The 22479-nt window shown below is 67.3% G+C and carries 22 protein-coding genes and 1 pseudogene; 12 read left to right on the top strand and 11 right to left on the bottom strand.

Translation table 11 applies throughout. The features are described from left to right. Positions 1 to 1098, top strand: a 1098-nt coding sequence (locus HNP02_RS28560; RefSeq protein ID WP_255507057.1) for an HNH endonuclease signature motif containing protein, incomplete at its 5' end; no start/stop codon positions are given. Between the two features lie 24 nt (positions 1099 to 1122). On the opposite strand, the gene HNP02_RS28565 is transcribed toward HNP02_RS28560, so the two are convergent. Next, entirely contained in the window at positions 1123 to 2424 is a 1302-nt protein-coding gene (locus HNP02_RS28565; protein ID WP_184444013.1) for an amidohydrolase family protein, read from the bottom strand. 104 nt (positions 2425 to 2528) lie between these two features. Next, the gene (locus tag HNP02_RS28570) at positions 2529 to 3074 is read right to left on the bottom strand and encodes an NTP transferase domain-containing protein (protein ID WP_184444014.1); all 546 of its coding nucleotides are present in this window, start codon (positions 3072 to 3074) and stop codon (positions 2529 to 2531) included. 34 nt (positions 3075 to 3108) lie between these two features. Here HNP02_RS28570 and HNP02_RS28575 point away from each other — a divergent pair, with 34 nt between their 5' ends. The 5 genes from HNP02_RS28575 (at position 3109) to HNP02_RS28595 (ending at position 7386) form a co-directional block, all read left to right on the top strand. Further along, a complete protein-coding gene (locus tag HNP02_RS28575) occupies positions 3109 to 5022 on the top strand; it encodes a solute carrier family 23 protein (protein ID WP_184444015.1) in 1914 nt (637 codons plus the stop codon). A 9-nt stretch (positions 5023 to 5031) separates the two neighbouring features. Further along, positions 5032 to 5559, top strand: a complete 528-nt coding sequence (gene uraD / locus HNP02_RS28580; RefSeq protein ID WP_184444016.1) for a 2-oxo-4-hydroxy-4-carboxy-5-ureidoimidazoline decarboxylase — start codon at positions 5032 to 5034, stop codon at positions 5557 to 5559. Continuing rightward, a complete protein-coding gene (gene uraH, locus HNP02_RS28585; protein ID WP_184444017.1) occupies positions 5556 to 5876 on the top strand; it encodes a hydroxyisourate hydrolase in 321 nt (106 codons plus the stop codon). The genes uraD and uraH overlap by 4 nt, the downstream gene beginning before the upstream one ends. A 3-nt stretch (positions 5877 to 5879) precedes the next feature. Further along, entirely contained in the window at positions 5880 to 6791 is a 912-nt protein-coding gene (gene pucL / locus HNP02_RS28590) for a factor-independent urate hydroxylase (protein ID WP_184444018.1), read from the top strand. A 157-nt stretch (positions 6792 to 6948) separates the two neighbouring features. Then, positions 6949 to 7386 (top strand): STAS domain-containing protein, encoded by a 438-nt coding sequence (locus HNP02_RS28595; RefSeq protein ID WP_184444019.1) that lies wholly within the window; start codon positions 6949 to 6951, stop codon positions 7384 to 7386. Here HNP02_RS28595 and HNP02_RS28600 read toward each other — a convergent pair. The 5 genes from HNP02_RS28600 to HNP02_RS28620 form a co-directional block, all read right to left on the bottom strand. Next, on the bottom strand, positions 7357 to 8094 hold the full coding sequence (locus tag HNP02_RS28600; RefSeq protein WP_255507087.1) for an RNA polymerase sigma factor SigF: 738 nt from the start codon (positions 8092 to 8094) through the stop codon (positions 7357 to 7359). The genes HNP02_RS28595 and HNP02_RS28600 overlap by 30 nt on opposite strands. Before the next feature lie 62 nt (positions 8095 to 8156). Then, positions 8157 to 8606, bottom strand: a complete 450-nt coding sequence (locus HNP02_RS28605) for an ATP-binding protein (protein WP_375373717.1) — start codon at positions 8604 to 8606, stop codon at positions 8157 to 8159. 275 nt (positions 8607 to 8881) lie between these two features. Next, entirely contained in the window at positions 8882 to 9580 is a 699-nt protein-coding gene (locus HNP02_RS28610) for a PAS and ANTAR domain-containing protein (RefSeq protein WP_184444022.1), read from the bottom strand. A gap of 17 nt (positions 9581 to 9597) precedes the next feature. Next, positions 9598 to 9903 carry a helix-turn-helix transcriptional regulator gene (locus HNP02_RS28615; protein ID WP_184444202.1) on the bottom strand — a complete coding sequence of 102 codons (306 nt, stop codon included), beginning with the start codon at positions 9901 to 9903 and terminating at the stop codon, positions 9598 to 9600. A gap of 17 nt (positions 9904 to 9920) precedes the next feature. Continuing rightward, positions 9921 to 10346, bottom strand: a complete 426-nt coding sequence (locus tag HNP02_RS28620; RefSeq protein ID WP_184444023.1) for an SRPBCC family protein — start codon at positions 10344 to 10346, stop codon at positions 9921 to 9923. 138 nt (positions 10347 to 10484) lie between these two features. On the opposite strand from HNP02_RS28620, the gene HNP02_RS28625 reads away from it, so the two are divergent. Together HNP02_RS28625 and HNP02_RS28630 are read left to right on the top strand one after the other, a co-directional pair. Beyond that, positions 10485 to 11318, top strand: a complete 834-nt coding sequence (locus tag HNP02_RS28625) for an FAD binding domain-containing protein (protein WP_184444024.1) — start codon at positions 10485 to 10487, stop codon at positions 11316 to 11318. Next, on the top strand, positions 11315 to 13924 hold the full coding sequence (locus HNP02_RS28630) for a molybdopterin-dependent oxidoreductase (RefSeq protein ID WP_184444025.1): 2610 nt from the start codon (positions 11315 to 11317) through the stop codon (positions 13922 to 13924). Before HNP02_RS28625 ends, HNP02_RS28630 begins: the two co-directional genes overlap by 4 nt. Before the next feature lie 91 nt (positions 13925 to 14015). On the opposite strand, the gene HNP02_RS28635 is transcribed toward HNP02_RS28630, so the two are convergent. Continuing rightward, complete coding sequence (locus HNP02_RS28635; protein WP_309241727.1) at positions 14016 to 14885, bottom strand: hypothetical protein; 870 nt, start codon at positions 14883 to 14885, stop codon at positions 14016 to 14018. A 174-nt stretch (positions 14886 to 15059) separates the two neighbouring features. Between HNP02_RS28635 and HNP02_RS28640 the strand changes: the two genes are divergently transcribed. Continuing rightward, entirely contained in the window at positions 15060 to 15608 is a 549-nt protein-coding gene (locus HNP02_RS28640) for a restriction endonuclease (RefSeq protein WP_309241728.1), read from the top strand. On the opposite strand, the gene lat is transcribed toward HNP02_RS28640, so the two are convergent. Then, the gene (gene lat, locus HNP02_RS28645; protein WP_184444027.1) at positions 15601 to 16953 is read right to left on the bottom strand and encodes an L-lysine 6-transaminase; all 1353 of its coding nucleotides are present in this window, start codon (positions 16951 to 16953) and stop codon (positions 15601 to 15603) included. The genes HNP02_RS28640 and lat overlap by 8 nt on opposite strands. Before the next feature lie 52 nt (positions 16954 to 17005). Then, positions 17006 to 17467, bottom strand: a complete 462-nt coding sequence (locus HNP02_RS28650; protein ID WP_184444028.1) for an Lrp/AsnC family transcriptional regulator — start codon at positions 17465 to 17467, stop codon at positions 17006 to 17008. Between the two features lie 42 nt (positions 17468 to 17509). On the opposite strand from HNP02_RS28650, the gene HNP02_RS28655 reads away from it, so the two are divergent. From HNP02_RS28655 to HNP02_RS28665, 3 genes are read left to right on the top strand one after another with little or no spacing between them, the layout of a single operon-like run. Further along, positions 17510 to 18739 carry a VOC family protein gene (locus tag HNP02_RS28655; RefSeq protein WP_184444029.1) on the top strand — a complete coding sequence of 410 codons (1230 nt, stop codon included), beginning with the start codon at positions 17510 to 17512 and terminating at the stop codon, positions 18737 to 18739. Beyond that, positions 18736 to 20283: an aldehyde dehydrogenase family protein gene (locus HNP02_RS28660; protein WP_221318154.1), complete on the top strand. Its 1548-nt coding sequence runs from the start codon at positions 18736 to 18738 to the stop codon at positions 20281 to 20283. Before HNP02_RS28655 ends, HNP02_RS28660 begins: the two co-directional genes overlap by 4 nt. 27 nt (positions 20284 to 20310) lie before the next feature. After that, the gene (locus HNP02_RS28665) at positions 20311 to 21117 is read left to right on the top strand and encodes an SDR family oxidoreductase (protein ID WP_184444030.1); all 807 of its coding nucleotides are present in this window, start codon (positions 20311 to 20313) and stop codon (positions 21115 to 21117) included. On the opposite strand, the pseudogene HNP02_RS28670 reads toward HNP02_RS28665, so the two are convergent. Continuing rightward, positions 21118 to 22471 (bottom strand): annotated as a pseudogene (locus HNP02_RS28670) (cytochrome P450). It abuts the gene before it with no gap. Between the last annotated feature and the right edge of the window lie 8 nt (positions 22472 to 22479).

The raw sequence follows: 22479 nt of genomic DNA on the forward strand, positions 1-22479 counted from the left end.
ACACTGTGGGGCACCCTGTTCGCCACCGACGCCGCTGCGTTCGACCAACGACTGGACGCGCTGGCCTCCACGGTGTGCGACGACGACCCCCGCACACGCGATCAACTCCGCTCCGACGCGATGGGCGCCCTAGCGCACCGGCAAGACCGATTGGCCTGCCTCTGCGGCAACCAGCACTGCCTCGGCGGCATCGCCACCCCCAGCACCGTCGTCGTTCACGTCGTCGCGCACGCCGACTCCGTCGACACGCCCCTGGCCCAGCCTGAGCGGTCCGATGGTGGTGGCGCCCCGGCCAATTCGCCCACCGGTGTCGACGGCGGCACCGCCACACCCAGCGATGCCCAGGCCGAGTCTGGCGAGATGGCTGCCCGTGCGTCCGCGCAGCACGCCTCCCTGGACGGCGAATCACCCCCAATGTTGAGCAAGCCACTGCGCGAGATGACGCTGGCCGAGGTCATCACCGAAGCCAACGCCGACCCCGGCGAACCCCTGGCCACCCCGCCCGGAGTGATCATCGGCGGGCCGCTGCTGCCCGGACCCGTCGTGGCCCGCGCCGCCCTGCACGCCAAAGTCGTACCGGTCGTGCACCCCGGCAACGCCCCACCCGAACCCCGCTACACCCCCTCCAGGGCGCTAGCCGACTTCGTCCGCTGCCGCGACCTGACGTGCCGCTTCCCGCACTGCAACGTGCCCGCCGACCGGTGCGACACCGACCACACGATTCCGTACCCGAACGGGCCCACCTGCGCGTCGAACCTCAAGTGCCTGTGCAGGTTTCACCACTTATTGAAAACCTTCTGGGGCGGGCCACGGGGTTGGCATGACCGACAGCTACCCGACGGCGACGTCGTCTGGACCTCGCCGTCCGGGCAGAGTTACACCACCCGGCCGGGCAGCCGACTGCTCTTCCCCAGCCTGTGCCTGCCCACCGCACCAGTCACCGTCACCGAGACCCCCACCGCACACACCGCCGGGCTGACCATGCCACGGCGCACGACCACCCGCAGCCAAGACCGCCGCCAACGGATCGACGACGAACGCAGACGCAACGAAGCCGAGAACGAAGCCGCAGCATTCGACTCGATACCACCATTCTGAGCGCCGGGGTCGGCGAGCGTGTCCCTACCTCGCTCGGTGGGGTTCACTCGTGAGCTGCTTGTAGATCGTTCCGTTCTTCATGATCACGAGCAGGGTTCGGTCCGGGTCAGCGAGTAGCTGGAGGTCTTCGAGCGGGTTGCCGTCAACGAGAAGGAGATCGGCGAGAGCTCCCTCTTCGAGGACGCCGAGCCGCCCCGGGTAAGGGTTGCGCTGACCGGACATCGCACACAGTGCCGCATTGTCCGACGTGGCCATCTTGAGCACCTCTGCCGGTGTGAACCACCGCGTCATCTTGGCCAACTGGGCACCCTGCCGCGCGGCGAGCCCGCCGTCGAACAGCGTGTCCGTACCCCACGCGAGCCTGACCCCGTGCTTCTTGGCGAGTCCATATGCCTGGTCGGTTCCCGCGGTTACTTGGCGTAGCTTGGCTCGCTTCGCCTGCTCGGAGAACTGGATCGCGTCTTCGTCGTCGAGCATCGGCTGCAAACTCCACCAGGCGTCGCGCTCGGCGATCATCGCCGCCGTGGCGTCGTCCAGCAGGAATCCATGCTCGATGGACCGCACCCCAGCCCGCAGCGCCTGCTGCACGGCCCGCGGTGTGAAGGCATGAACCAGGACGTAGGTGCCCCAGTTCTCGGCCGCCTCCACGCCGGCGCGCAACTCAGCCTCGGTGTACTGCGTGACATCAACCGGGTCGTAGCTGGACGACACACCGCCGCCTGCCATCATCTTGATCTGCGTCGCCCCGAGCATCAATTGCTCGCGCACTGCCCGCAGCACTTCGTCGACGCCATCGGCGATCGTCGATAGACCCATGATTTCGATGTAACTGAGGTGGCCGCAGATCCCGCGTGGCACTGCGTGTGGCATGCGGAAGTCCCCGTGACCGGACGTCTGTGAGATGAACGCGCCTGACGGATAGATCCGCGGCCCCGCTACAGTTCCGTCGTCGATCGCCCGCTTGAGCCCGAACGATGGGCCCCCTGCGTCGCGCACGGTGGTGAATCCGCGGTGCAGCGTGCGGGTGGCCTGTACACCGGCGACGAGGTTGAGATACCCGACATCGGCGGTCATCATCGCGGCGATCGGCATCGACGCCAACATCGCGTGCCAGTGTGCATCGATCAGGCCCGGCATCAGCACTCGTCCACCGCCGTCGATCTCCACTAGATGCTCGCCGTGGACAGGGTCGATGGAATGGGTGGAGATCGACTCGATCGTCGAGCCGCGGACGAGGACGTTCGAGCCGTTCGACAGCACCGGAGATCGACCGTCGAAGATCCGGACGTTGCGGAACACCGTGGTGTTCTGTTCGCTTGACGACATCGACTGAGTCCTTGACCACTAGGCGTTCCCGTACGAAGCTCTCGTCAGAAAACAGTACCGCTCGACGCTTCATCGGTCCGGAATTATCTGGTTCACAACACGTTTCAGCGCACGTCCACGTCCACACCCGTCGCGAGGTCACCGCATTCGACGGCAACGACGTCGGAGCGGCCTGCGAGAAAGCGTCGGCCACCCTCGTCGCCGTGCAGGGTCTCCATCAGCGCCGCGACATGACTGCGTTCGATCACCACCGGGTGGCCGGGCCGCCCGCCGAAGGTCGCCCTGGCCAGGCCGGACACCGCAGACTGGGCCGCCTCCAGCACCCGCGCGATCACGTCGGCACCGACGTCGGGGGTGTCGACGAGGTGCAGCACCACGTACCGAGCACCGTCGGCTGCTGCCAGGCCGACGCGCAGCGAGCAGCCGATCCCCGAGGCCCAGTCCCGCGCCAGGACCGCGCGCGCCGGGCTCGGCACGTCGACCACGGCGGCGCCAAGCACCACCACGACGTCGCCACATCCACCGCGGTCCAGCGCGTCGACCGCGATCCGCAGCCACTCCCCTTGCTCGGCAAGGACTTTCGGCATGCCGTACCGCGTTCCCGCCCCCGCGGCAAGGAGAATGCCGACGACCCGTTGTTCCTCCGACATGCGAATAGTGTGAACCTGGCCGATTCTTGGAGGCATGCCCGCCCCATCGGCCGAGACGGCCGCGAAGCCCAAGAAGCGCGTGCACCCCGTCGACGAGGTGCTGCCGATCCCCAAGCTGGCGACATACGGCTTCCAGCACGTCGTGGCGTTCTACGCAGGGGCGGTGCTGGTCCCGATCCTCATCGCCAGCGCGATCAACTTGCCGAGCGAGGAACTCGTCAAGCTGATCACCGCCGACCTGTTCACCTGCGGCATCGCCTCGATCATTCAGGCCGTCGGGTTCTGGAAGATCGGCGTGCGCCTGCCGCTTCTGCAGGGCGTGACGTTCACCGGCGTCTCCCCCATCATCGCGATCGGACTCGCACACGGCGGCGGAGCCGCGAGCCTGCTCTACGTGTACGGCGCGGTGATCGTCGCGGGCGTCTTCACGTTCCTGATCGCACCGATCTTCGTCAAGCTGCTGCGGTTCTTCCCACCGGTCGTCACCGGCACGCTGATCACCATCATCGGGTTGTGTCTGGTGCCCGTCGGCGCCCACGACGCCGTGACCAACCCGCACACCGGCGAGATCGACGCATCGAACCTGCGCTGGCTGCTGTACGCGGCCGGCACGATCGCGATCATCGTCGGGATCCAGCGCCTGTTCCGCGGGTTCGTCGCCACGATCGCCGTCCTGTTGGGGTTGGTGATCGGCTGCGCGGCCGCGTTTGCGCTTGGCGACATGAGCTTCGAGAAGGTGGGCGCCGCGTCCGCGATCGGCTTCACCGAGCCATTCGTGTTCGGCATGCCCAAGTTCGACGTCGTCGCGTGCCTGACGATGATCATCGTGCTACTGATCACCGCCGTGGAATCCACCGGGAGCACCATGGCCACCGGCGAGATCGTCGGCAAGCGGATCAAGGCCTCCGACATCGGCAACGTGTTGCGCGCCGACGGCCTCGCGACCGCGATCGGTGGCGTCTTCAACTCGTTCCCGTACACCGCGTTCTCCGAGAACGTGGGCCTGGTCAGGCTCACCGGCGTCAAGAGCCGCTGGGTGGTGGCCGCCGCTGGCGTCATCATGATCCTGCTCGGCTTCCTGCCGAAGGTGGCGGCCGTCGTCTCCTCGATTCCGCAACCCGTGCTCGGCGGCGCGGCGCTGACCCTGTTCGCGACAGTCGCCGTCGTCGGCATCCAGACCCTCGGCAAGGTCGACTTCACCGACCACCGCAACCTGATCATCGTCACCACCAGCATCGGATTGGCGCTGTGGGTGACGTCGTATCCCGATGTGGCCAAAGCACTTCCGTCCGGCCTCGACCTGCTCTTCGGCAGCGGTATCAGCATCGGGGCCATCGCGGCCATTGCGCTCAACATCGTGTTCTTCCATCTGGGGTCGCGCGGCCCCCGGGTGGCGGGTGGCGGGTCGATCACCCTCGACGAAGTCAACGCGATGACCAAGGAGCGGTTCACCGAGGTGTTCGGCAGCGTGGTGCAGAACGTGCCATGGGCCGTGCAGCGTGCAATCGAACAGCGCCCGTTCGCCGACACCACGGCACTGCGCGAGGCATTCCAGGACGCCGTCCTGACCGGTTCCTCCGAACAACAGCTGCAGTTGATCCGGGCGTTCCCCGACCTCGGCGCCGAGGACGAGACCGGCCACGCGCTCGCCGTCGACCACGTCGCCTTGTCCAACCTCGACGAGGACGACCACGACGACGTCGTCGAGCTGTCCACCGCGTACCGGGAGCACTTCGACTTCCCGCTGATCATCTGCGCCAAGGAGACCGAACGCTTCGACCGGGTGCTGCGCAACGGGTGGTCTCGGATGGACAATTCGCCCGCCGCCGAGAAGGCGTTCGCACTGATCGAGATCGCCAAGATCGTCAACTACCGGTTCAGCGACCTCGTCGCCGACGCCAACCCCATCGCGGCCGCGCGGTTCAGCCGGTTCAGCGAGTTGCCATAGTTCACATCGATGACCACTCAACCCGCGCTCGGTCTCGACGGCTTCAATCGCAGTACCGAGCGCCAGCGCATGCACCTGCTGTTCGGCGTGTGCTCGTCGCCGATCTGGGCCCGCCGTGTCCTGGCTGGGGCGCCGTTCGCCGACGTCGACGCCCTGCTCGACCGCGCCGACCGGGTGCTCGCCGAGCTCCCGGACGCCGAGATCGACGCCGCGCTGGACGGACATCCCCGCATCGGGGCAAAGGTCGACAACGCCTCGTCAGCCCGGGAACAGGCAGGCATGACGGCGGCGGGCGACGACGTGCGCGCCGCCCTGGCCGTCGGCAACCGGGACTACGAGGAGCGGTTCGGCTACGTCTACCTGGTGTGCGCCAGCGGACGCTCCGCCGACGAACTTCTGGCGATCCTCACCGACCGACTCGGCAACGATCCCGACACCGAACGCCGCGTCATGCGCAACGAACTGGCCAAGATCAACCGGCTTCGCCTGAATCGGCTGCTGAGCGAGCCACCCGGCGAGGCAAGATCGAGCACATGAGCCTCTCCACGCACGTCCTCGACGCCGTGTCCGGCAGGCCCGCCCCGGGAGTGCCCGTGACGCTGCGCGACGCCAGCGACGTGGTACTTGCCAGCGCGGTCACCGACGCCGACGGGCGCATCGCGAACCTCGGCGACGACCTGGCCGCCGGTATCTTCCGGCTGCGCTTCGACACCGCGACGTACTTCGCCGCTAAGGAGATCACGGGGTTCTACCCGGAGATCGTCATCGCGTTCGAGATCACGGATGCCTCGGCAAGACATCACGTTCCGGTTTTGTTGTCGCCGTATGCGTATTCCACCTACCGAGGGAGCTGACACGTGTCGGGCATCATCCTGGGCAAGAACCAGTACGGCAAGGCCGAGAACCGCCTGGTGCGGATCTACCGCGATACGCCGCGCCACGAGATTCACGACGTGAACGTATCCGTCTGTCTGCGTGGCGATTTCACTGCGGCTCACCTGGCGGGCGACCAGTCCGAGGTGCTGCCCACAGATACCCAGAAGCAGACCGCCTACGCCTACGCCAAGGAGAAGGGCCTGCAGTCGATCGAGGACTACGCGCTCACCTTGGCCCGGCACTTCGTTGGCGACGTCGAGCCGGTTCTCGGCGCGCGGATCGAGATCGAGGAGTACGCCTGGGAACGCGCGATCGTTGACGGCACCGAGCACGACCACACCTGGGTACGCAAGGGCCAGGAGGTGCGCACGGCCGCGATCACCGTCGACGGCACCGACGAGTGGGTGATCGGCGGCCTCAAGGACATGGTGATCCTGAAGTCGACGGGGTCGGAATTCGCCGGCTTCCTGACCGACCCGTACACCGTCCTGGAACCCACCCACGATCGCGTGATGGCGACGTCGTTGGTGGCTCAGTGGAGGTATCACCGCACCGGCCCTGACTGGGACATAGCTTGGGAGGCGACCTACATCGGCGTCAAAGCCCAACTGGTGAAACAGTTCGCGGTCGTCCAGTCGCGCGCCTTGCAGCAGACGCTCTACGAGATGGGCAAGGCCGTGCTGGAGACCTACCCCCAGATCGCCGAAATCAGGCTGTCGGCGCCCAACAAACACCACTTCGTCTACGACCTGTCCCCGTTCGGGCTGGAGAACCCCAACGAGGTGTTCCACGCCGACGACCGGCCCTACGGCCTGATCCAGGCCACCGTCACCCGTGACGATGCGCCCGCACCTGGGCCGGCGTGGGATCTGCAGCGCGGCTGGCTGGGCTGAATCATTAGATTCGTCTTAGTTAGCAGGTCAAGGTATCCGGATCGGCGTACCGTTTGTGCAGGTTGGACAAACAGCCGAGCAAGAGCGTCATCCCACGGCTTTGAGACGCAGGGCCCATCGATTCCTTGGCGTGCCACGTCCCACTGATGGAGTCAGAGTGTCTTCGTTCGAATCGCCCCGCCCGGCCAAGCCGGACTCCGTAACCGTCTGTCATAGCGCCCAATTCGCGACGCGCTGGCTGCATCCCTCCATCCTCATCGTCTCCGCGCACGGCGAGCTCGACGCGGCCAACGCACAGGAGTTCGCCGAGTACGCAATCCGGCACACCGACGCGGTGAAGCGCCTGCTGCTAGACCTCAAGGGCATCGAATTCTTCGGCACGGCAGGCTTTTCGGCGCTGCACAGCCTCAACGTGCGGTGCGCCGCGATCGGCGCTGACTGGGCGATGATGCCCAGCAAGGCGGTGACGCGGTTGCTGGGTATCTGCGATCCGGACGCGACGCTGCCGGTGGCGCCCACCATCGAAACCGCGCTCGCCGTCATTCACGGTGAACCGCGGCAGCCGCTACTGCAGCTGGTCCCGGAGCCGCGCTAGCGACTTGGCCAGCAGCCGGGATACGTGCATCTGGGAGATGCCCACCCGCTCGGCGATCTGAGTCTGCGTCAGCGACTCGAAGAACCGCAGGACCAACACCGTGCGTTCCCGCTCGGGCAGCGCTTCCAGCAGGGGCCGCAACGCCTCCCGGTTCTCGATCCGGTCCAGGTTGGTGTCGACGTCACCGAGCGTGTCCGCAATCGCGGGAGCGTCTTCGGTACCGCTGCCGCCGTCGATCGACATGGTGTTGTACGAGCTCCCGGCGATCAGACCCTCGACCACCTCGTCGCGATCCATCTCGAGCTCCGTGGCGAGCTCCGACGGAGTGGGGGCGCGGCCGAGCCGCTGCGACAGATCCGCCGTCGCGGCACCCAACCGCAGATGCAGTTCCTTGAGCCGACGTGGCACCTTGACCGACCAGCTGTTGTCCCGGAAGTGCCTGCGGACCTCGCCCATGATGGTCGGCACCGCGAACGATACGAAGTCCGATCCTGCGTCTACGTCGAACCGGATCACGGCGTTCACCAGGCCGACCCTGGCGACCTGCACCAGATCGTCGCGGGGTTCACCGCGGCCGTCGAACCGCCTGGCGATGTGATCGGCCAGGGGCAGGCACCGCTCGACGATGGCATCGCGCTGGCGGGTGATCTCAGGGGCTTCGGGGGTCTCGGAGGCGTCGCCGCCGAGTTCCTGCAGTTCGCGGAACATGTCGATGACGTCGGCGTATTCAGAGTTCGATCGCGCCGACGAACCCCGAGGGGACGAGGTCGTCACCGCAGCGAGCTCGCTCGTCTCGTCGTCATGGAGATGCCGAACACCGCGCCCTCGTCGAGTGCCTCGCCGTTCTGGAACGTCGTCACGTCGTCCATCAACGAGCTCAGTACGTGCCAGCTGAAGCTGCCGGGCGCCATGATGTCGGGTGACGTGCACGTGGTGGACGCATCGATGACCACGTCGTCGTCCTGCGGGCGGACCACGACGATGAGCGTGGAGCCCGGAACGGCCGACCGGATCAAGCGGGTGCAGGCTTCGTCCACCGCCAGACGCAGATCGGCGACGGTGTCCATGTCGAGGTCTTCGAAGGTACCGACCGCCCCGATCAGCGTGCGCACCACGGCTAGGTTCTCGAGCTTGGCCACAACCCGGAACTCGACCTCGTTCTCCACACGACCTCCTGCTGCTGTCGGGATGAGACTACCCTCGGAATTCCAGCTAACCATGAATGCAACGATCACCAGCGCTCACGGTGCTGAGGCAACGGCACCTGTTCACGAGTTCCGCAACTTGGAGTCAGCTTCTGCTTGGAATCGCCCTGCCGACGCAGGTCCTCGTTCGACTTCTCGTGCTTGATCGACGCTCCTGGCATGTCACGACCTCCTAGTGGAAACTGCAGCAGGGGTGCCCGCACCCGTGCCAGCCGAAACCCACTTGTCGAATGTCGTTGGCCGTGGCCAATGGACCCCACGAACTGCCTTGACCAGCAACGTGATTGGCTCTAGATGCGGAGATGTGCGGTCAGGAGCAACCGGTCGTATTCGACACGGCTGGGCAGCACCTCGTCATAGGTGAGTCCGAGGAAGTCCTTCACCACCTGCTCGGCCAGCACCCGCAGCTTGACGTTGGCCTCCTGCGATCGCCACTTGAGCAGCTCGAACGCCGAGTCCGCGGTGATCTGATAGATCAGCATCAGCATGCCCTTGGCCTGCTCTATGCCCCCGCGGGCCTCGGCGATCTCGGCGACCGCTTCGGTGACGCGTTCCTCCCTGGCTTCGGTGATCGACGGCGTGACGTCGACGTAGTAGCCGTCGGAGCCGATCACCGTGTCCGCATCGTCACGCATCTGCTGACCGATCACCACCACGTGGTGGATCTGGCCCTTGGTGTCGACGATCCGGTGTCGGGTGCTGAAGGCGCCGGCGGTCAGCCGGATCTGCTCGATGGTGGCGGCCACCTGGCCGTAGTCCTCGGGGTGTTTGTGCGACAAGACCAACGCCGTGGTGGGCTGTACCGAGCCAGGTTCGTAGCCGTGCATCCGCTCGACCTGAGGCGACCACTCCCACCGCTCGTCGGCGAAGAAGAAACGGAACCAGCCGACCCGCTGCGGCGCACCGCCGGCAAGTGCGTACTCGACCGGCGGTAGCTCGGCGTCACCATCTGGATCTCGCCCCTCGAAGTCGGCGAGTTCGTCCGTCATGACCAAGAGATTAGCGTTCAATCCGCCGTTTCGGCGATGCGCTTGATGGCATCGAGGCGCCGGTCCCAGCGTCTGCCGATGACTTCGAGATCATTTGCCAGAGCGCTCAGGCGCGCACCAAGCGCGCGGTACCGGATTTCCCGTCCGGCACGGACAGACTCCACCAGACCGGCCTCGGCCAGCACGGCGAGGTGCTTGGCGATGGCCTGCCGACTGACGGGCAGCCGGCCGGCCAACGCACTGGCGGACAGATCCGCGGCGCCGATCTCGGACAGGATCCGCCAGCGGGTCTCGTCGGCGAGCACCGACAGCACCCCTGGCATCGTCACGGTTTCGTCAGTCACCGGGATTCCAGGAACTCCACGAGTTCGCCGAGCTCGGCCAGCCAACCGCCGGTGTTGTCGTCATGCGCGGACTGCGGGTCGGCGAGCTCGTCGAATCCCGTTTCGAGAAGCGTGAGCCGGGTGCCGCCCGCGGATTCGGTGAGGTCGAACCGCACGACGGTCGAGTTGCCAGGTACGGGGTCGACGCCCTGTTCCCTGGCCCACCGGTAGATCAGCGTCTTGGGCCGGTCGGCGTGTTCGACGACCACGCGGAACGTGCCGTGCGCCGTCCAGCCGAATGAGCCGGCGCCACCAGGTCTCGGGTCGAATTCGCACGTGTCGCCGAACCACTGGGCGATCAGATCGGGCTCGGTGAGCGCTGCCCACACCTTCTCGGCTGGCGCATTGATGTCGATGCTGCGGGTGATTTCGAGCGTAGTCACGGGTGCCTCTCGGGGTCGGATTGATGTGCAACTTCAGAATTGCACATGGTGCGAGTTGAGCGCAACCCCTCGGTTGCACTTGTATTCCATGGCCGGGTCGGACATGCGCAGGCGGTGATGCTTGACTACCGTCGATCGGTGGACCTGAACACCATCGAGGCGGTCGTCACCCCGCACCGCCGCGACGAGGTGTGGCCGCTGGCCCCCGGCGACGCGTTGCTGGCCGGCGGCACGTGGCTGTTCTCCGAACCACAACCACATCTGCGCCGCTTGGTGGACATCACCGGCCTTGGCTGGCCACCGATCACCTTGGGCGACAACGAGATCGAGCTGAGCGCGACCTGCACCATTGCCGAGTTGTCGGCGTTGTCGACCCAGCTGAGATCGAGCAGACCGGACTGGCAGGCGGCACCGCTGTTGCACCAGTGCTGTACGGCACTGCTGGCGTCGTACAAGATCTGGAGCACCGCTACCGTCGGCGGCAACATCTGCCTGTCGTTTCCCGCGGGCGCGATGATCTCGCTGGCCTCCGCCCTCGACGGCGAACTGGTGGTGTGGCGGCCCGACGGTGGCGACTACCGCCTGCCGGTCACGGAATTCGTCACCGGGAGTTCTGCGAACGTGCTGGCCGGTGGCGACGTGCTGCGCTCGATACATCTGACGACCACGGCACTGCGAGCGCGCACGGCCTACCGCAAGATCGCCCCGTCGCCGCTCGGCCGGTCCGGTGTCGTGGTGATCGGCCGCCGCGACATCGCTGCCGACGGAGGCCGTTTCGTGCTGTCGGTGACGGCGGCCACCGTGCGCCCGTTCGTCTTCGAGTTCGCGTCCGTCCCCAGCCCCGACCAACTCCTCACAGCCCGCGACGGCATACCCGATACCGCCTGGACCGACGATCCACACGGTGACCCCGACTGGCGAAGGGCCATGACCCTGCTACTCGCCGAACAGGTGCGGGTGGAGCTGTCGTGACGATCATCGTGAACGGCGAAGAGCTTCGGGATGATCCGTGGCCGGGGCAATGCCTGCGCACGTTCCTGCGCGAACACGCCCACTTCGATGTGAAGAAGGGCTGCGACGCGGGCGACTGCGGCGCCTGTTCGGTGCTTGTCGACGGCGCCGCCGTACATTCGTGCGTGTTCCCCGCGTTCCGCGCGGCTGGTCACGTGGTCACCACCGTGGCGGGACTGGGGACCCCCGACGACATGCATCCGATGCAGCGCAGGTTCGTCGAGGCTGCGGGGTTCCAGTGCGGCTTCTGCACCGCGGGCATGGTCACCACCGCCTCGGCACTGTCCGAGGACCAACTCGCCGATCTGCCACAGCAGTTGAAGGGCAACCTGTGCCGGTGCACGGGCTATCGGGCCATCACCGATGCGCTGGCCGGGCGGGCCAACACCGAGAAGTCCGGCGGGACATCGGATGCCGGCCGATCGATCGGCGCGCCCGCCGGTGTTCGGGTCGTCACCGGCACCGAGCAGTACACCATGGACCACCTGCCGCAGGGTCTGCTGCACATGGCCGTGCTGCGCAGCCCGCTCCCCCACGCCCGGATCCTCTCGATCGACACCTCGGCAGCCGAACGGATGCCCGGCGTGCAGCTGGTCCTCACCCATCGCGACAGCCCGGCGGTGGCGTTCTCGACCGCCCGGCACGACAATCGACTCGACGATCCCGATGACACCTACGTGTTCGACGAGATCGTTCGGTTCATCGGGCAGCGGGTGGCCGCCGTCGTCGCCGACAGCGCGGCCATCGCGGAAAATGCCTGCCGCGCAATCGCCGTCGAGTATGAGCGGCTGCCCGCGGTGTTCGATCCCGAGGCCGCGCGGTCACCTGGCGCACCGTTGGTGCACGGCGACAAGGGCAGGGACGCCCGCATCGCCGACGTGTCCCGCAATGTCGTGGCCGAACTGCACGGCGGGGTCGGCGACGTCGACGGCGGGTTGGCGGCCGCCAGCGCCGACGGCGGCGCAGTGGTCACCGGGCGCTGGACGACACAGCGCGTTCAGCATGCGCACCTGGAGACACACGGCTGCACCGGATGGCGGGACGAGCACGGCCGCTTGGTGATTCGCACCAGCTCGCAGGTGCCCTTCCTGGTCCGCGACGAGTTGTGCCACGTGTTCGGCCTCGACCGCGCCGAGGTCCACGTCTTCACCCGGCGGGTTGGCGGGGGCTTCGGCGGCAAGCAGGAAATGCTGACCGAGGACGTCGTCGCGCTTGCGGTGCTGCGGCTCGGCAAGCCGGTGCGCTACGAGTTCAGCCGAACCGACGAGTTCGTCGCGACACCGTGTCGTCACCCCTTCCGGGTCGATGCCACGGTCGCCGCGGGGGCTGACGGGGTGCTGACCGCGTTGGCGGTGGACGTGCTGCTCGACGCGGGCGCGTACGGAAACCACAGCCCCGGCGTGATGTTTCACGGCTGCAGCGAGTCGATCGCGGCGTACCGGTGTGCGAACAAGCGCGTCGACGCCCAGGCCGTGTACACCAACAACCTTCCGTCGGGCGCGTTCCGCGGTTACGGACTGGGGCAGATCATCTTCGCGGTCGAATCCGCGCTTGACGAACTGGCGGAGCGGCTCGGCATGGATCCCTTCGACCTGCGGCGCCGCAACGTCGTGGTGCCTGGCGACGCGTTCACCGACTCCCACGTCGCCGACGACGACCTGACGTTCGGCAGCTACGGGCTGGACCAGTGCCTCGACCTGACCCAGCAAGCACTTTCGACGGGCAACGGGGTGGCGGCACCCGACGGCCCGCAATGGCGGGTCGGCGAGGGCATGGCGATCGCGATGATCGCGACCATACCTCCACGTGGTCACTTCGCCGAGGCGTCGATCTCGGCGGATGCCGACGGCCAGTACACCCTGTCGGTCGGCACGGCGGAGTTCGGCAACGGCACCTCGACCGTGCACGCCCAACTCGTCGCCACCGCGTTGAACACCACGGTCGAGAACGTGCGGATCCACCAATCCGACACAGATGCAACGGGTTACGACACGGGCGCGTTCGGTTCGGCAGGCATCGTGGTGGCCGGCCTTGCGGTGCAGGCCGCGTGTGGTGACCTGCTGGCTCAGATCGCGGCTGGCGGCACCGCACCGCTGGTCGGCCGGGGCCGTCACGACGGCACCCCACGGTCGGTGGCGTTCAACGTGCACGCGTTCCGGGTCGCGGTCAACGTCGAGACCGGCGAGGTGACGATCCTGCAGTCGGTGCAGGCCGCCGACGCAGGCGTGGTGCTGAACCCCGAACAGTGCCGCGGGCAGGTCGAGGGCGGCGTGGCGCAGGGGATCGGCTCGGCGCTCTACGAGGAGATGCGAGTGAGTCCCGACGGTGTGGTGATCACGAAAGACCTTCGCAACTACCACATTCCGCAACTGGCCGACGTGCCTGTGACGGAGGTCTACTTCGCCGACACCTACGACGCGCTCGGGCCGCTTGGTGCGAAGTCGATGAGCGAGTCGCCGTACAACCCGGTCGCTCCCGCGCTGGCCAACGCCATCGCCCGCGCGTGCGGTGCCCGGTTGCATCAGCTGCCGATGACACCGGCGCGGGTGTGGCGCTCGCTGCAGTAGCTTCTGGCACGTGGGCCATCTGCGCCGAAAGTACGGTTGTTGTACTCAAAACCCGAGTGACCCCGCGAACAACCGTACGTTCGGTGAGGCTCTAGTCCGGAAATCCGCGCTGCACTAGTGCCAGGCGCGCGCGCTGAACTACCTCGGCACGCTGGTGACGCAACTGCGTGGCGCTCACTCGCACGATCGTCCACCTCTTCGAGGCGAGGAACTCCAGGCGCTCGATGTCCTTGGCGTAGTCGTCGGGGTTCGTGAAGTGCTGCTCGCCGTCGTACTCGACGCCCACCATCCATTCCGGCCAGCCCATGTCGATTCGCCTGACCACTCGCCCCTTCTCGGCGGTCACCGGGATCTGCGTCACCGGCCGCGGGAGCCCAGACTGCACGAGCAGCAGTCGCAGCCGCGTCTCCTGCGGAGATTCAGCACCCGCGTCGACCAGGTCCAGCGCCATCAACAACCGCCGTATGCCCCGTGCGCCGCGATGGCATTGGGCAATTTCCTCGACGGACTCCGGCGTCGTCGCGGTCGCATTGAGTAGGGCATCCATGCGAATCACCGCCGTCTCCAACGGCAACCTGCGGCCCAGGTCGTAGGCCGTTCGGGCGGCAGTGGTGCAGGTGATGCCGCCGATCGTGCGAACGTCGTTGACCCGAAGCTCGTCGCTTCGCACAATGATGCCTCGGGGCGCCGCCCTGCGTGAGTGGGCGATTTCAACGGGGGCATCAGTCGGTATCCAGCGACTGCCCAGCAGCGCCGCCGCCGAGTGCCCGACCAGCGTCGCCGTCCGCCCCGACCACAGCCACCCGGCGTAGGCCCAGTCGAGTGCCGTCAACTCGGCTCCGTTGCGGACGTACACATTGCGGTAGAGCTTGGTGTACCGACGGTTCAAGTCGCGACGGGTGAGCTGTCCCGAGGCAATGACCTCTGTCGCGACGACGATCTGCGGTGGGCACTGCTGCACCAGGCAATCGTCACCCGGGCCAGACTGCCCTCATGACACCAATTCAATCCCTGCCGAACGTACGCATGTTGTACGCATCGCCCGAGAGGCCCCGCGAACAACCGTACGTTCGGCGGGGTCGGGCTCGCCGCGCAGTGACCACGCCTGTCGGTGCGGCCGCTTAGGGTTCGCACCGTGTGGAAGCTCTACGGAATCCTCGGTGTCGCCGCGGGACTCACGGCGTACCTGAGCGGCCTTGGCCTACCGTGGAGCATCGCGATCGGCGTGCTGGCGTCGGCGGCGCCTGCCTTCCTCGTGGGCGTTCTGCGCGGCGCGGCCACACCCGCTCCCGACGAGGACCCCGCGGCCGCGCTGTCGGAGATGTCGGGCACCGACTTCGAGGATCACGTCGCGAGGATCGCCAGAAAATCCGGTGTCCCAGTCATCATGACCCCGCTGACCGGCGACTGGGGCGTTGACCTCATCGTCGGGCGCCGACCGGATCGGCTTGCCATTCAATGCAAACGGCAGTCCCGCCCGGTTGGCGCTGGCGCCGTGCAGGAGGTGGTGGCCGGCGCGCCGATGCAGGACTGCACCCAGACGATGGTCGTGACGAATCACGAATTCACGCCTGCCGCACGCAAACTCGCCGAGTTGCACGGCTGCATCCTCGTCGGAGGCACGGAACTCGCCCGGTTGGGGTCGACGATCCGCCGACTGGTCACGCCGGACGGCGTCAGATAGGCATCTCGGTCAGCACGGCGCGCACGGCGTCGACGGCGGCGTCGATCTCGTCGCGTGACACGGTGAGCGCGGGCCGGAAGCGCACGCTGTCCGGTCCGCTGGCCAACATGATCACCTTCCGGTCCCACAGCCGGGAGACCAGATCGTCGCGCAACGCGGCTGTCGGCATGCTGAACGCGCACATGAGTCCACGGCCTCGGGGGTCGAGCACCACTGCAGGGAACTCGGCGGCCAGCTCGTCGAGCCGGTCTTGCAGGTGGCGGCCGGCCTTCGCCGCATTGGCCAGCAGGCCGTCGGCCTCGATGGTCTCGAGAATCCGCCGGGACCGCACCATGTCGGTGAGGTTGCCGCCCCACGTGGAGTTGATCCGGGAACTGACGGCGAAGACGTTGTCGTGCACCTCGTCGACGCGGCCACCGGCCATCACGCCGCACACCTGGGTCTTCTTGCCGAAGGCGACCACGTCGGGCTTGACACCCAATTGCTGGTAGGCCCAGGCGGTTCCGGTCATGCCGCAGCCGGTCTGCACCTCGTCGAAGATCAGCAGCGCGTCGAACTCGTCGCACAGCTCGCGCATCGCGGCGAAGAACTGCGGCCGGAAGTGCCGGTCGCCGCCCTCACCCTGGATGGGCTCGGCGAGGAAGCAGGCGATGTCGTTCGGGTACGCCTCGAAGGCGGCCCGCGCCTGGCGCAGCGACTCGGCCTCCAGCGCGTCCATGGCTTCATCGGTTAGGCCAGCCTGGAACACTGGCGCGTCGATGCGCGGCCAGTCGAACTTGGGGAACCGTGCCACCTTGTTCGGGTCGGTGTTGGTCAACGACAGCGTGTAGCCGCTGCGGCCGTGGAAGGCGCCGCGCAGGTGCAGCACCTTCGTGCCGAGCTCCGCATCGACCCCGCGGGACTCGTTGAGTCGGCTCTTCCAGTCGAACGCAACCTTGAGTGCGTTCTCGACGGCGAGGGCGCCACCGTCGACGAAGAACAGGTGCGGCAGCGCCGGGTCGCCGAGGACTCGCGCGAAGGTGTCGACGAAACGGACCATCGGCACGCTGTAGACGTCGGAGTTGCTCGGCTTGTTGACCGCGGCGGCGGCGAGCTCGGCGCGGAACGCCTCGTCGCCTGCGAGCGCCGGATGGTTCATGCCCAGCGCAGACGACGCGAAGAACGTGAACATGTCCAGGTAGCGCTCGCCGGTGCGGGCGTCGACGAGGTAGGAGCCTGCCGACCGTTCGACGTCGAGAACGAAGTCGAGGCCGTCGGCCAGGATGCTGCGACCCAGCACCTCGCGGACGTTGTCGGGGGCGATGGCCAGTTCAGCGCGGGTACGCGGCGAGAGGACAGCGGTCATGCTGCCATCTTAACGTATTTTTTACGGCCTCTGCCAGCCCCGGCAGGATTATCTACGGTATGGAATCGCGTCCTTCGTAAAAAGTCTGTAAGATTATGGTGCTTCGGGTGCGCACGTTCGCCGCCGTGCGGATCTGTTGCAGCAGGTCTTCGAGCGCGCGCGCCGACCGGACGCGCACCAGGAGCACGTAGCTTTCCTCGCCAGCCACCGAGTGACACGACTCGATGGCCTCGATGTGTTCGAGCCGGTGGGGTGCATCATCGGGTTGAGACGGATCGATAGGGGTGATGGCGACGAACGCCGAAAGCATGTTCCCGACGGCCTCGGGGTCGATCCTCGCGCGGTACCCGGTCACCACGCCGCGGGACTCGAGCCTGCGCACCCGCGACTGCACCGCCGACACCGACAGGCCTGCGCTGACCGCAAGATGGGCCAGCGTGGCCCGCCCGTCGGCGACCAGCTCACGCGCCAGGGTCCGATCGATGTCGTCGAGCTCTTCGCCGGCTTCGGTCATGGCCGGAGACTATCGCAGCGACTTACCGCTTCGGGGCGCCGAATGAGTGCATCTGCGAACTTCACGGAAACCTGGCGCCTGCGGGCCGGATTCGCCGCCGCGCTATCGCGGATGTACGGCGCCGAAGTTCCCGCCTACACCACGCTGGTGGACGTCGCCACGGCCATCAACCGAGACCACACAGGCGACGAGCGACTTGGCTCGCTGAACCGGGTCACCGCCGAACGTCACGGCGCCATTCGCGTGGGCAGCGTTCGCGAACTCGCGGAGGTGGCCGATCTGTTCGCCGCATTCGGCATGTACCCGGTGGGCTACTACGACCTACGTGAGGCCGCCTCACCGGTCCCTGTGGTGTCGACGGCGTTCCGGCCGATCGACGCGGACGAGTTGGCCCACAACCCGTTCCGGGTCTTCACTTCGATGCTGGCCACCGCCGACCCCCGGTTCTTCCCCGACGACCTGCGCTCCCGAGTGGAACGGTTCGTCGGCGACCGACAGCTCTTCGATCCCGCCCTCATCGCCGACGCGCGCCGTATCGCGGCGGCAGGTGGTGTTGCCGCTACCGAAGCGGACGACTTCATCGCACGTGCGACGGCCGCGTTCGAACTGTCCCGCGAGCCGATCGACACCGGGTGGTACACCGAGTTGTCGCAGGTGTCCGCGGTCGCGGCCGACATCGCCGGCGTGGGGTCGACCCACATCAACCACCTCACGCCGCGGGTCATCGACATCGACGAGCTGTACCGGCGCATGGTCGCCAAGGGCACCGTCATGACCGGCAAGATCGAGGGGCCACCTCGGTGGGACGGGCCCGACGTGCTGTTGCGCCAGACGTCGTTTCGGGCGCTGGGAGAGCCACGCTGGTTCCGCGACTCCGAGGGCACCGTCACGAAGGGCAGCCTGCGGGTTCGGTTCGGTGAGGTCGAAGCCCGCGGCGTCGCGCTGACGCCCAAGGGGCGGGAACAGTACGACGCGGCGATCAGTGCCCCGGATCCGGCGGCCACCTGGAGCCAGTACTTCCCCGACACCGATGCCGGCATGGCCGCTCGGGGCCTGGCCTACTACCACGGCGGAGATCCATCGAAACCCGTTGTCTACGAAGACTTCCTGCCCGCATCGGCGGCAGGCATCTTCCGGTCCAATCTGGACACCGACGGCGCTGCCGTCACCGCGCCCGACGATTCCGACTACAGCCTCGACTGGATGGCGGGCTCCATCGGCCACCACGTCCACGACCCTTACGACCTCTACCAGAAAGCGGCATCATCATGACCACCATGCAAACTCCGACGACCGCACTGCCCTCCGCGGACGACCTGCGGATGCGGGTGCGCACCGCGCTGCAGGCCATCGGCACGCATACCGAGCTCGGTGAGCCCGGCGTACTCGGCGTGCCCGCGAGCACCCCGATCACCGGTGACGTGCTGTTCAGCGTCGCTGAGACCACCACCGAGCAGACCGACGCGGCGATCGCCGACGCGGCAGCCGCCTTCGCCACGTGGCGGATCACACCTGCGCCGGTGCGCGGCGCGCTGGTGGCCCGGCTCGGTGAGCTGCTCGTCGAGCACAAGGCCGATCTGGCGACGCTCGTCAGCGTCGAGGCGGGCAAGATCACCTCCGAGGCCCTCGGCGAGGTGCAGGAGATGATCGACATCTGCCAGTTCGCCGTCGGCCTGTCGCGTCAGCTGTACGGCAAGACCATCGCCTCCGAGCGTCCCGGTCACCGGCTGATGGAGACGTGGCATCCCCTTGGCGTGGTCGGCGTCATCACCGCGTTCAACTTCCCGGTCGCGGTGTGGGCGTGGAACACCGCCATCGCGCTGGTCTGCGGTGACACCGTGGTGTGGAAGCCCTCCGAGTTGACGCCGTTGACGGCGGTCGCGTGCCAGGCGCTCATCGAACGCGCCGCGTCCGATGTCGGTGCCCCCAAGTCACTCGCCCGGCTCCTCCAGGGCGGCCGCGAGATCGGCGAGCAGCTGGTCGACGATCCCCGCGTCGCGCTGGTATCCGCGACCGGCTCGGTGCGGATGGGCCAGCAGGTCGGCCCGCGGGTCGCACAGCGGTTCGGCAAGGCCCTGCTCGAGCTTGGCGGCAACAACGCGGCCATCGTCACCCCGTCGGCCGACCTCGACCTCGCGGTGCGCGGCATCGTGTTCTCGGCAGCGGGTACGGCCGGGCAGCGATGCACCACCATGCGCCGGGTGATCGCGCACCGGTCGGTGGTCGACACCCTCGTCGAGCGGATCACGACGGCGTACCGCAGCCTGCCCGTGGGCGACCCGTCCTCGGACGCCACGCTGGTCGGGCCGCTCATCCACGAGCGCTCCTACCGCGACATGGTCGGCGCCCTTGAACGGGCCAAGGCCGACGGCGGCGAGGTGACCGGCGGTGAGCGTCGCGACCTTGGCGAGGGTTCGTACTACGTCGCGCCCGCGGTGGTGCGGATGCCGTCGCAGACCGCGGTGGTGCACGACGAGACCTTCGCGCCCATCCTCTACGTGCTCACCTACGACGACATCGACGAAGCGATCGCACTGAACAACGCTGTACCGCAGGGGCTTTCGTCCGCGATCTTCACCACCGACATGCGCGAAGCAGAGCGCTTCATGGCGGCCGACGGGTCGGACTGCGGCATCGCCAACGTCAACATCGGCACATCGGGTGCCGAGATCGGCGGAGCGTTCGGCGGCGAGAAGCAGACCGGTGGCGGCCGCGAGTCGGGATCCGACTCGTGGAAGGCCTACATGCGCCGGGCCACCAACACCGTCAACTACTCCTCCGAGCTGCCGCTCGCCCAGGGGGTTCAGTTCGGCTAACTGGCCTGGCACGGTAAGAATGGCCTCATGCAGATCGAGGGCACCGTCGCCGTCGTCACCGGCGCCGGGTCGGGCATCGGGCGAGCGCTGGCCGTCGCGTTGGCCGCGGCGGGCGCCTCCGTGGTGGCCGGCGACATCGACGACGCAGGTGTTCAACAGACCGCCGGTCAGATCCTGTCCACCGGCGCCGCGGCGCTGGGGGTGCGAGCGGACGCCAGCTCGACCGACGGTGTTGCAGCCCTGATCGCCTCGGCGCGAGACGAATTCGGACCCGTCGACGTCTACGTGGCCAACGCGGGCATCATCGGCCCACCCGGGCTGGGTGACGACGAGCGCGAGTGGGACCGCATCTTCGACGTCAACGTTCGCGGGCACGTCCGGGCGGCCAAGGCGCTGGTCCCCGAATGGCTCGACCGCGGCCGCGGGCACTTCGTCACCGTCGCCTCGGCAGCCGGACTGCTCACCCAGATCGGCGCTGCCGGCTACGCGGTGACCAAGCACGCCGCCGTCGGATTCGCGGAGTGGCTGTCGATCACCTACGGCGACAACGGTATCGGCGTGACGTGTGTCTGCCCCATGGGCGTCGACACCCCGCTGCTGAAGAACATCTCCGCCTCAGCCGACCCCGCGATACGGGTCGGGGCGGCTGCCGTCGTCAACGCCGGTGAGGTGGTCAGCCCGGACCGGGTGGCCGAGATGACCGTCGAGGCCGTCCGCGAGGACCGGTTCCTGGTGCTGCCGCATCCGGCGGTGCTCGACATGTACCGGCACAAGGGCGGCGACTACGAGCGCTGGATCGCCGGGATGCGTCGCTATCAAAAGACTCTCGGATGATCAGCATCGACGCAGACCGAGCCGGAACCCACTTGGCATCATGGTGAGGCGTTCCGCGATCGCAAGCTGGTAGTCAGGATCGGCAATTAGATCGTAGCGCCTGATCACGGCGCCGAGAATCAGAACGGCCTCGTGCAGCGCGAACTGTCTTCCAATACAGGATCTTTCACCGGTGCCGAACGGCCGGTACAGACCGCCGGGACGGGCCCGCACCCGGTCGGACTCGAAGCGGTCGGGGTCGAACGCGTCAGGATCGGGACCCCACCGCGGGTCGCGGTGCAGCGTCGACGTCAGCGCCAGCACCCAGTCGCCCTTGCGCATCGGATGAATCCCGGCAAGCACCGTGTCCTCGCGTGCGGCCCGGTAGTACCCCGGCACCGTGGGTTGTAGGCGCAGCGACTCGTCGAGCACCCGTCGGACGTACCGCAGCTTGGCGATCTGTTCGAACTCGGGACGCTGCGCGTCGCCCAAGACCTGGTCGATCTCGGCGCGCGCACGGGCGAACGCCTCGGGCTCGCGGGACAGGTAGTACAGCGCGAAGGACAATGCGCCAGAAGTCGTTTCGTGGCCGGCGACGAGGAAGTTGATCAGCTGATAGCGGATGTTCGCAACGTCGAGGTCGGAGTCCAGCATGAGGTCGAGCAGGTCACCCGAGTTCTCCGAGCGTCCTGCGACGCGGTCGGCCCGCCGGGTGGTGATGATGTCGTCGGCGACGCCCGGCCAGCCTGGCCAGGAACTTCGGCAGGTAACTCCCCCGTAGCGCGCCGACGCGATCGGCACCCTTGAGCCCGGCCACCATGTGCTCGACGAAGGGGTGTGCGACGTCGGTGTCGAACACCCCGAACGAGTACCCCGCGGCGCAGCGTCCGATGGTCTCCAGGGTGACGTTGGTGGTGTCGGCCGACATGTCCACCGTCACCCTCCCGGCGCGGTAATCCCACCGCGTGGTCAGCTCTGCCGCGACGTCGAGCATCGTGGCGTGGTAGCGCCGCATCGCTGCCTGGCTGAATGCCGGCATCAAGAGATCGTGTGCGGCACGCCAATTCGGCTCGTCGTTGTAGGCGGTGAAGAGGCCGTCACCGCCGAGGACGCGGAGCGCCTCGATGTCGGGTCCGATGTGCTTGCAGAACCGGGTCTCGTCGTTGACGTCCATCACGACGTCACCACCTGCGGCCACGACGTAGCGCGAGCCGAGCACGTTGAACTCGTAGATCGGCCCGAGTTCCACGGCAAGAGCGATCGCCGATTGCGTGGGCATGTCCATGTCGAAGGCGAAGACGTCGCCGAGCAGTGGCATCCGGCGGAGTGAATGCGGCAACGGCGGATACGTGCGCGACGAATCGATCTTGGTCATGCCGCCAG

It is taken from the genome of Mycobacterium sp. AZCC_0083 (genome assembly GCF_014202335.1).
In the GTDB taxonomy this organism is placed as follows: Bacteria; Actinomycetota; Actinomycetes; order Mycobacteriales; family Mycobacteriaceae; genus Mycobacterium.

Coding starts and splice junctions, on each gene's coding strand:
- HNP02_RS28605 (WP_375373717.1), bottom strand. CDS start 8,606: ATGGTTAGCTGGAATTCCGAGGGTAGTCTCATCCCGACAGCAGCAGGA.
- uraD (WP_184444016.1), top strand. CDS start 5,032: ATGACCACTCAACCCGCGCTCGGTCTCGACGGCTTCAATCGCAGTACC.
- HNP02_RS28655 (WP_184444029.1), top strand. CDS start 17,510: ATGAGTGCATCTGCGAACTTCACGGAAACCTGGCGCCTGCGGGCCGGA.
- HNP02_RS28610 (WP_184444022.1), bottom strand. CDS start 9,580: ATGACGGACGAACTCGCCGACTTCGAGGGGCGAGATCCAGATGGTGAC.
- HNP02_RS28665 (WP_184444030.1), top strand. CDS start 20,311: ATGCAGATCGAGGGCACCGTCGCCGTCGTCACCGGCGCCGGGTCGGGC.
- HNP02_RS28565 (WP_184444013.1), bottom strand. CDS start 2,424: ATGTCGTCAAGCGAACAGAACACCACGGTGTTCCGCAACGTCCGGATC.
- HNP02_RS28660 (WP_221318154.1), top strand. CDS start 18,736: ATGACCACCATGCAAACTCCGACGACCGCACTGCCCTCCGCGGACGAC.
- HNP02_RS28650 (WP_184444028.1), bottom strand. CDS start 17,467: ATGACCGAAGCCGGCGAAGAGCTCGACGACATCGATCGGACCCTGGCG.
- HNP02_RS28615 (WP_184444202.1), bottom strand. CDS start 9,903: ATGCCAGGGGTGCTGTCGGTGCTCGCCGACGAGACCCGCTGGCGGATC.
- uraH (WP_184444017.1), top strand. CDS start 5,556: ATGAGCCTCTCCACGCACGTCCTCGACGCCGTGTCCGGCAGGCCCGCC.
- lat (WP_184444027.1), bottom strand. CDS start 16,953: ATGACCGCTGTCCTCTCGCCGCGTACCCGCGCTGAACTGGCCATCGCC.
- HNP02_RS28600 (WP_255507087.1), bottom strand. CDS start 8,094: ATGTTCCGCGAACTGCAGGAACTCGGCGGCGACGCCTCCGAGACCCCC.
- HNP02_RS28575 (WP_184444015.1), top strand. CDS start 3,109: ATGCCCGCCCCATCGGCCGAGACGGCCGCGAAGCCCAAGAAGCGCGTG.
- HNP02_RS28570 (WP_184444014.1), bottom strand. CDS start 3,074: ATGTCGGAGGAACAACGGGTCGTCGGCATTCTCCTTGCCGCGGGGGCG.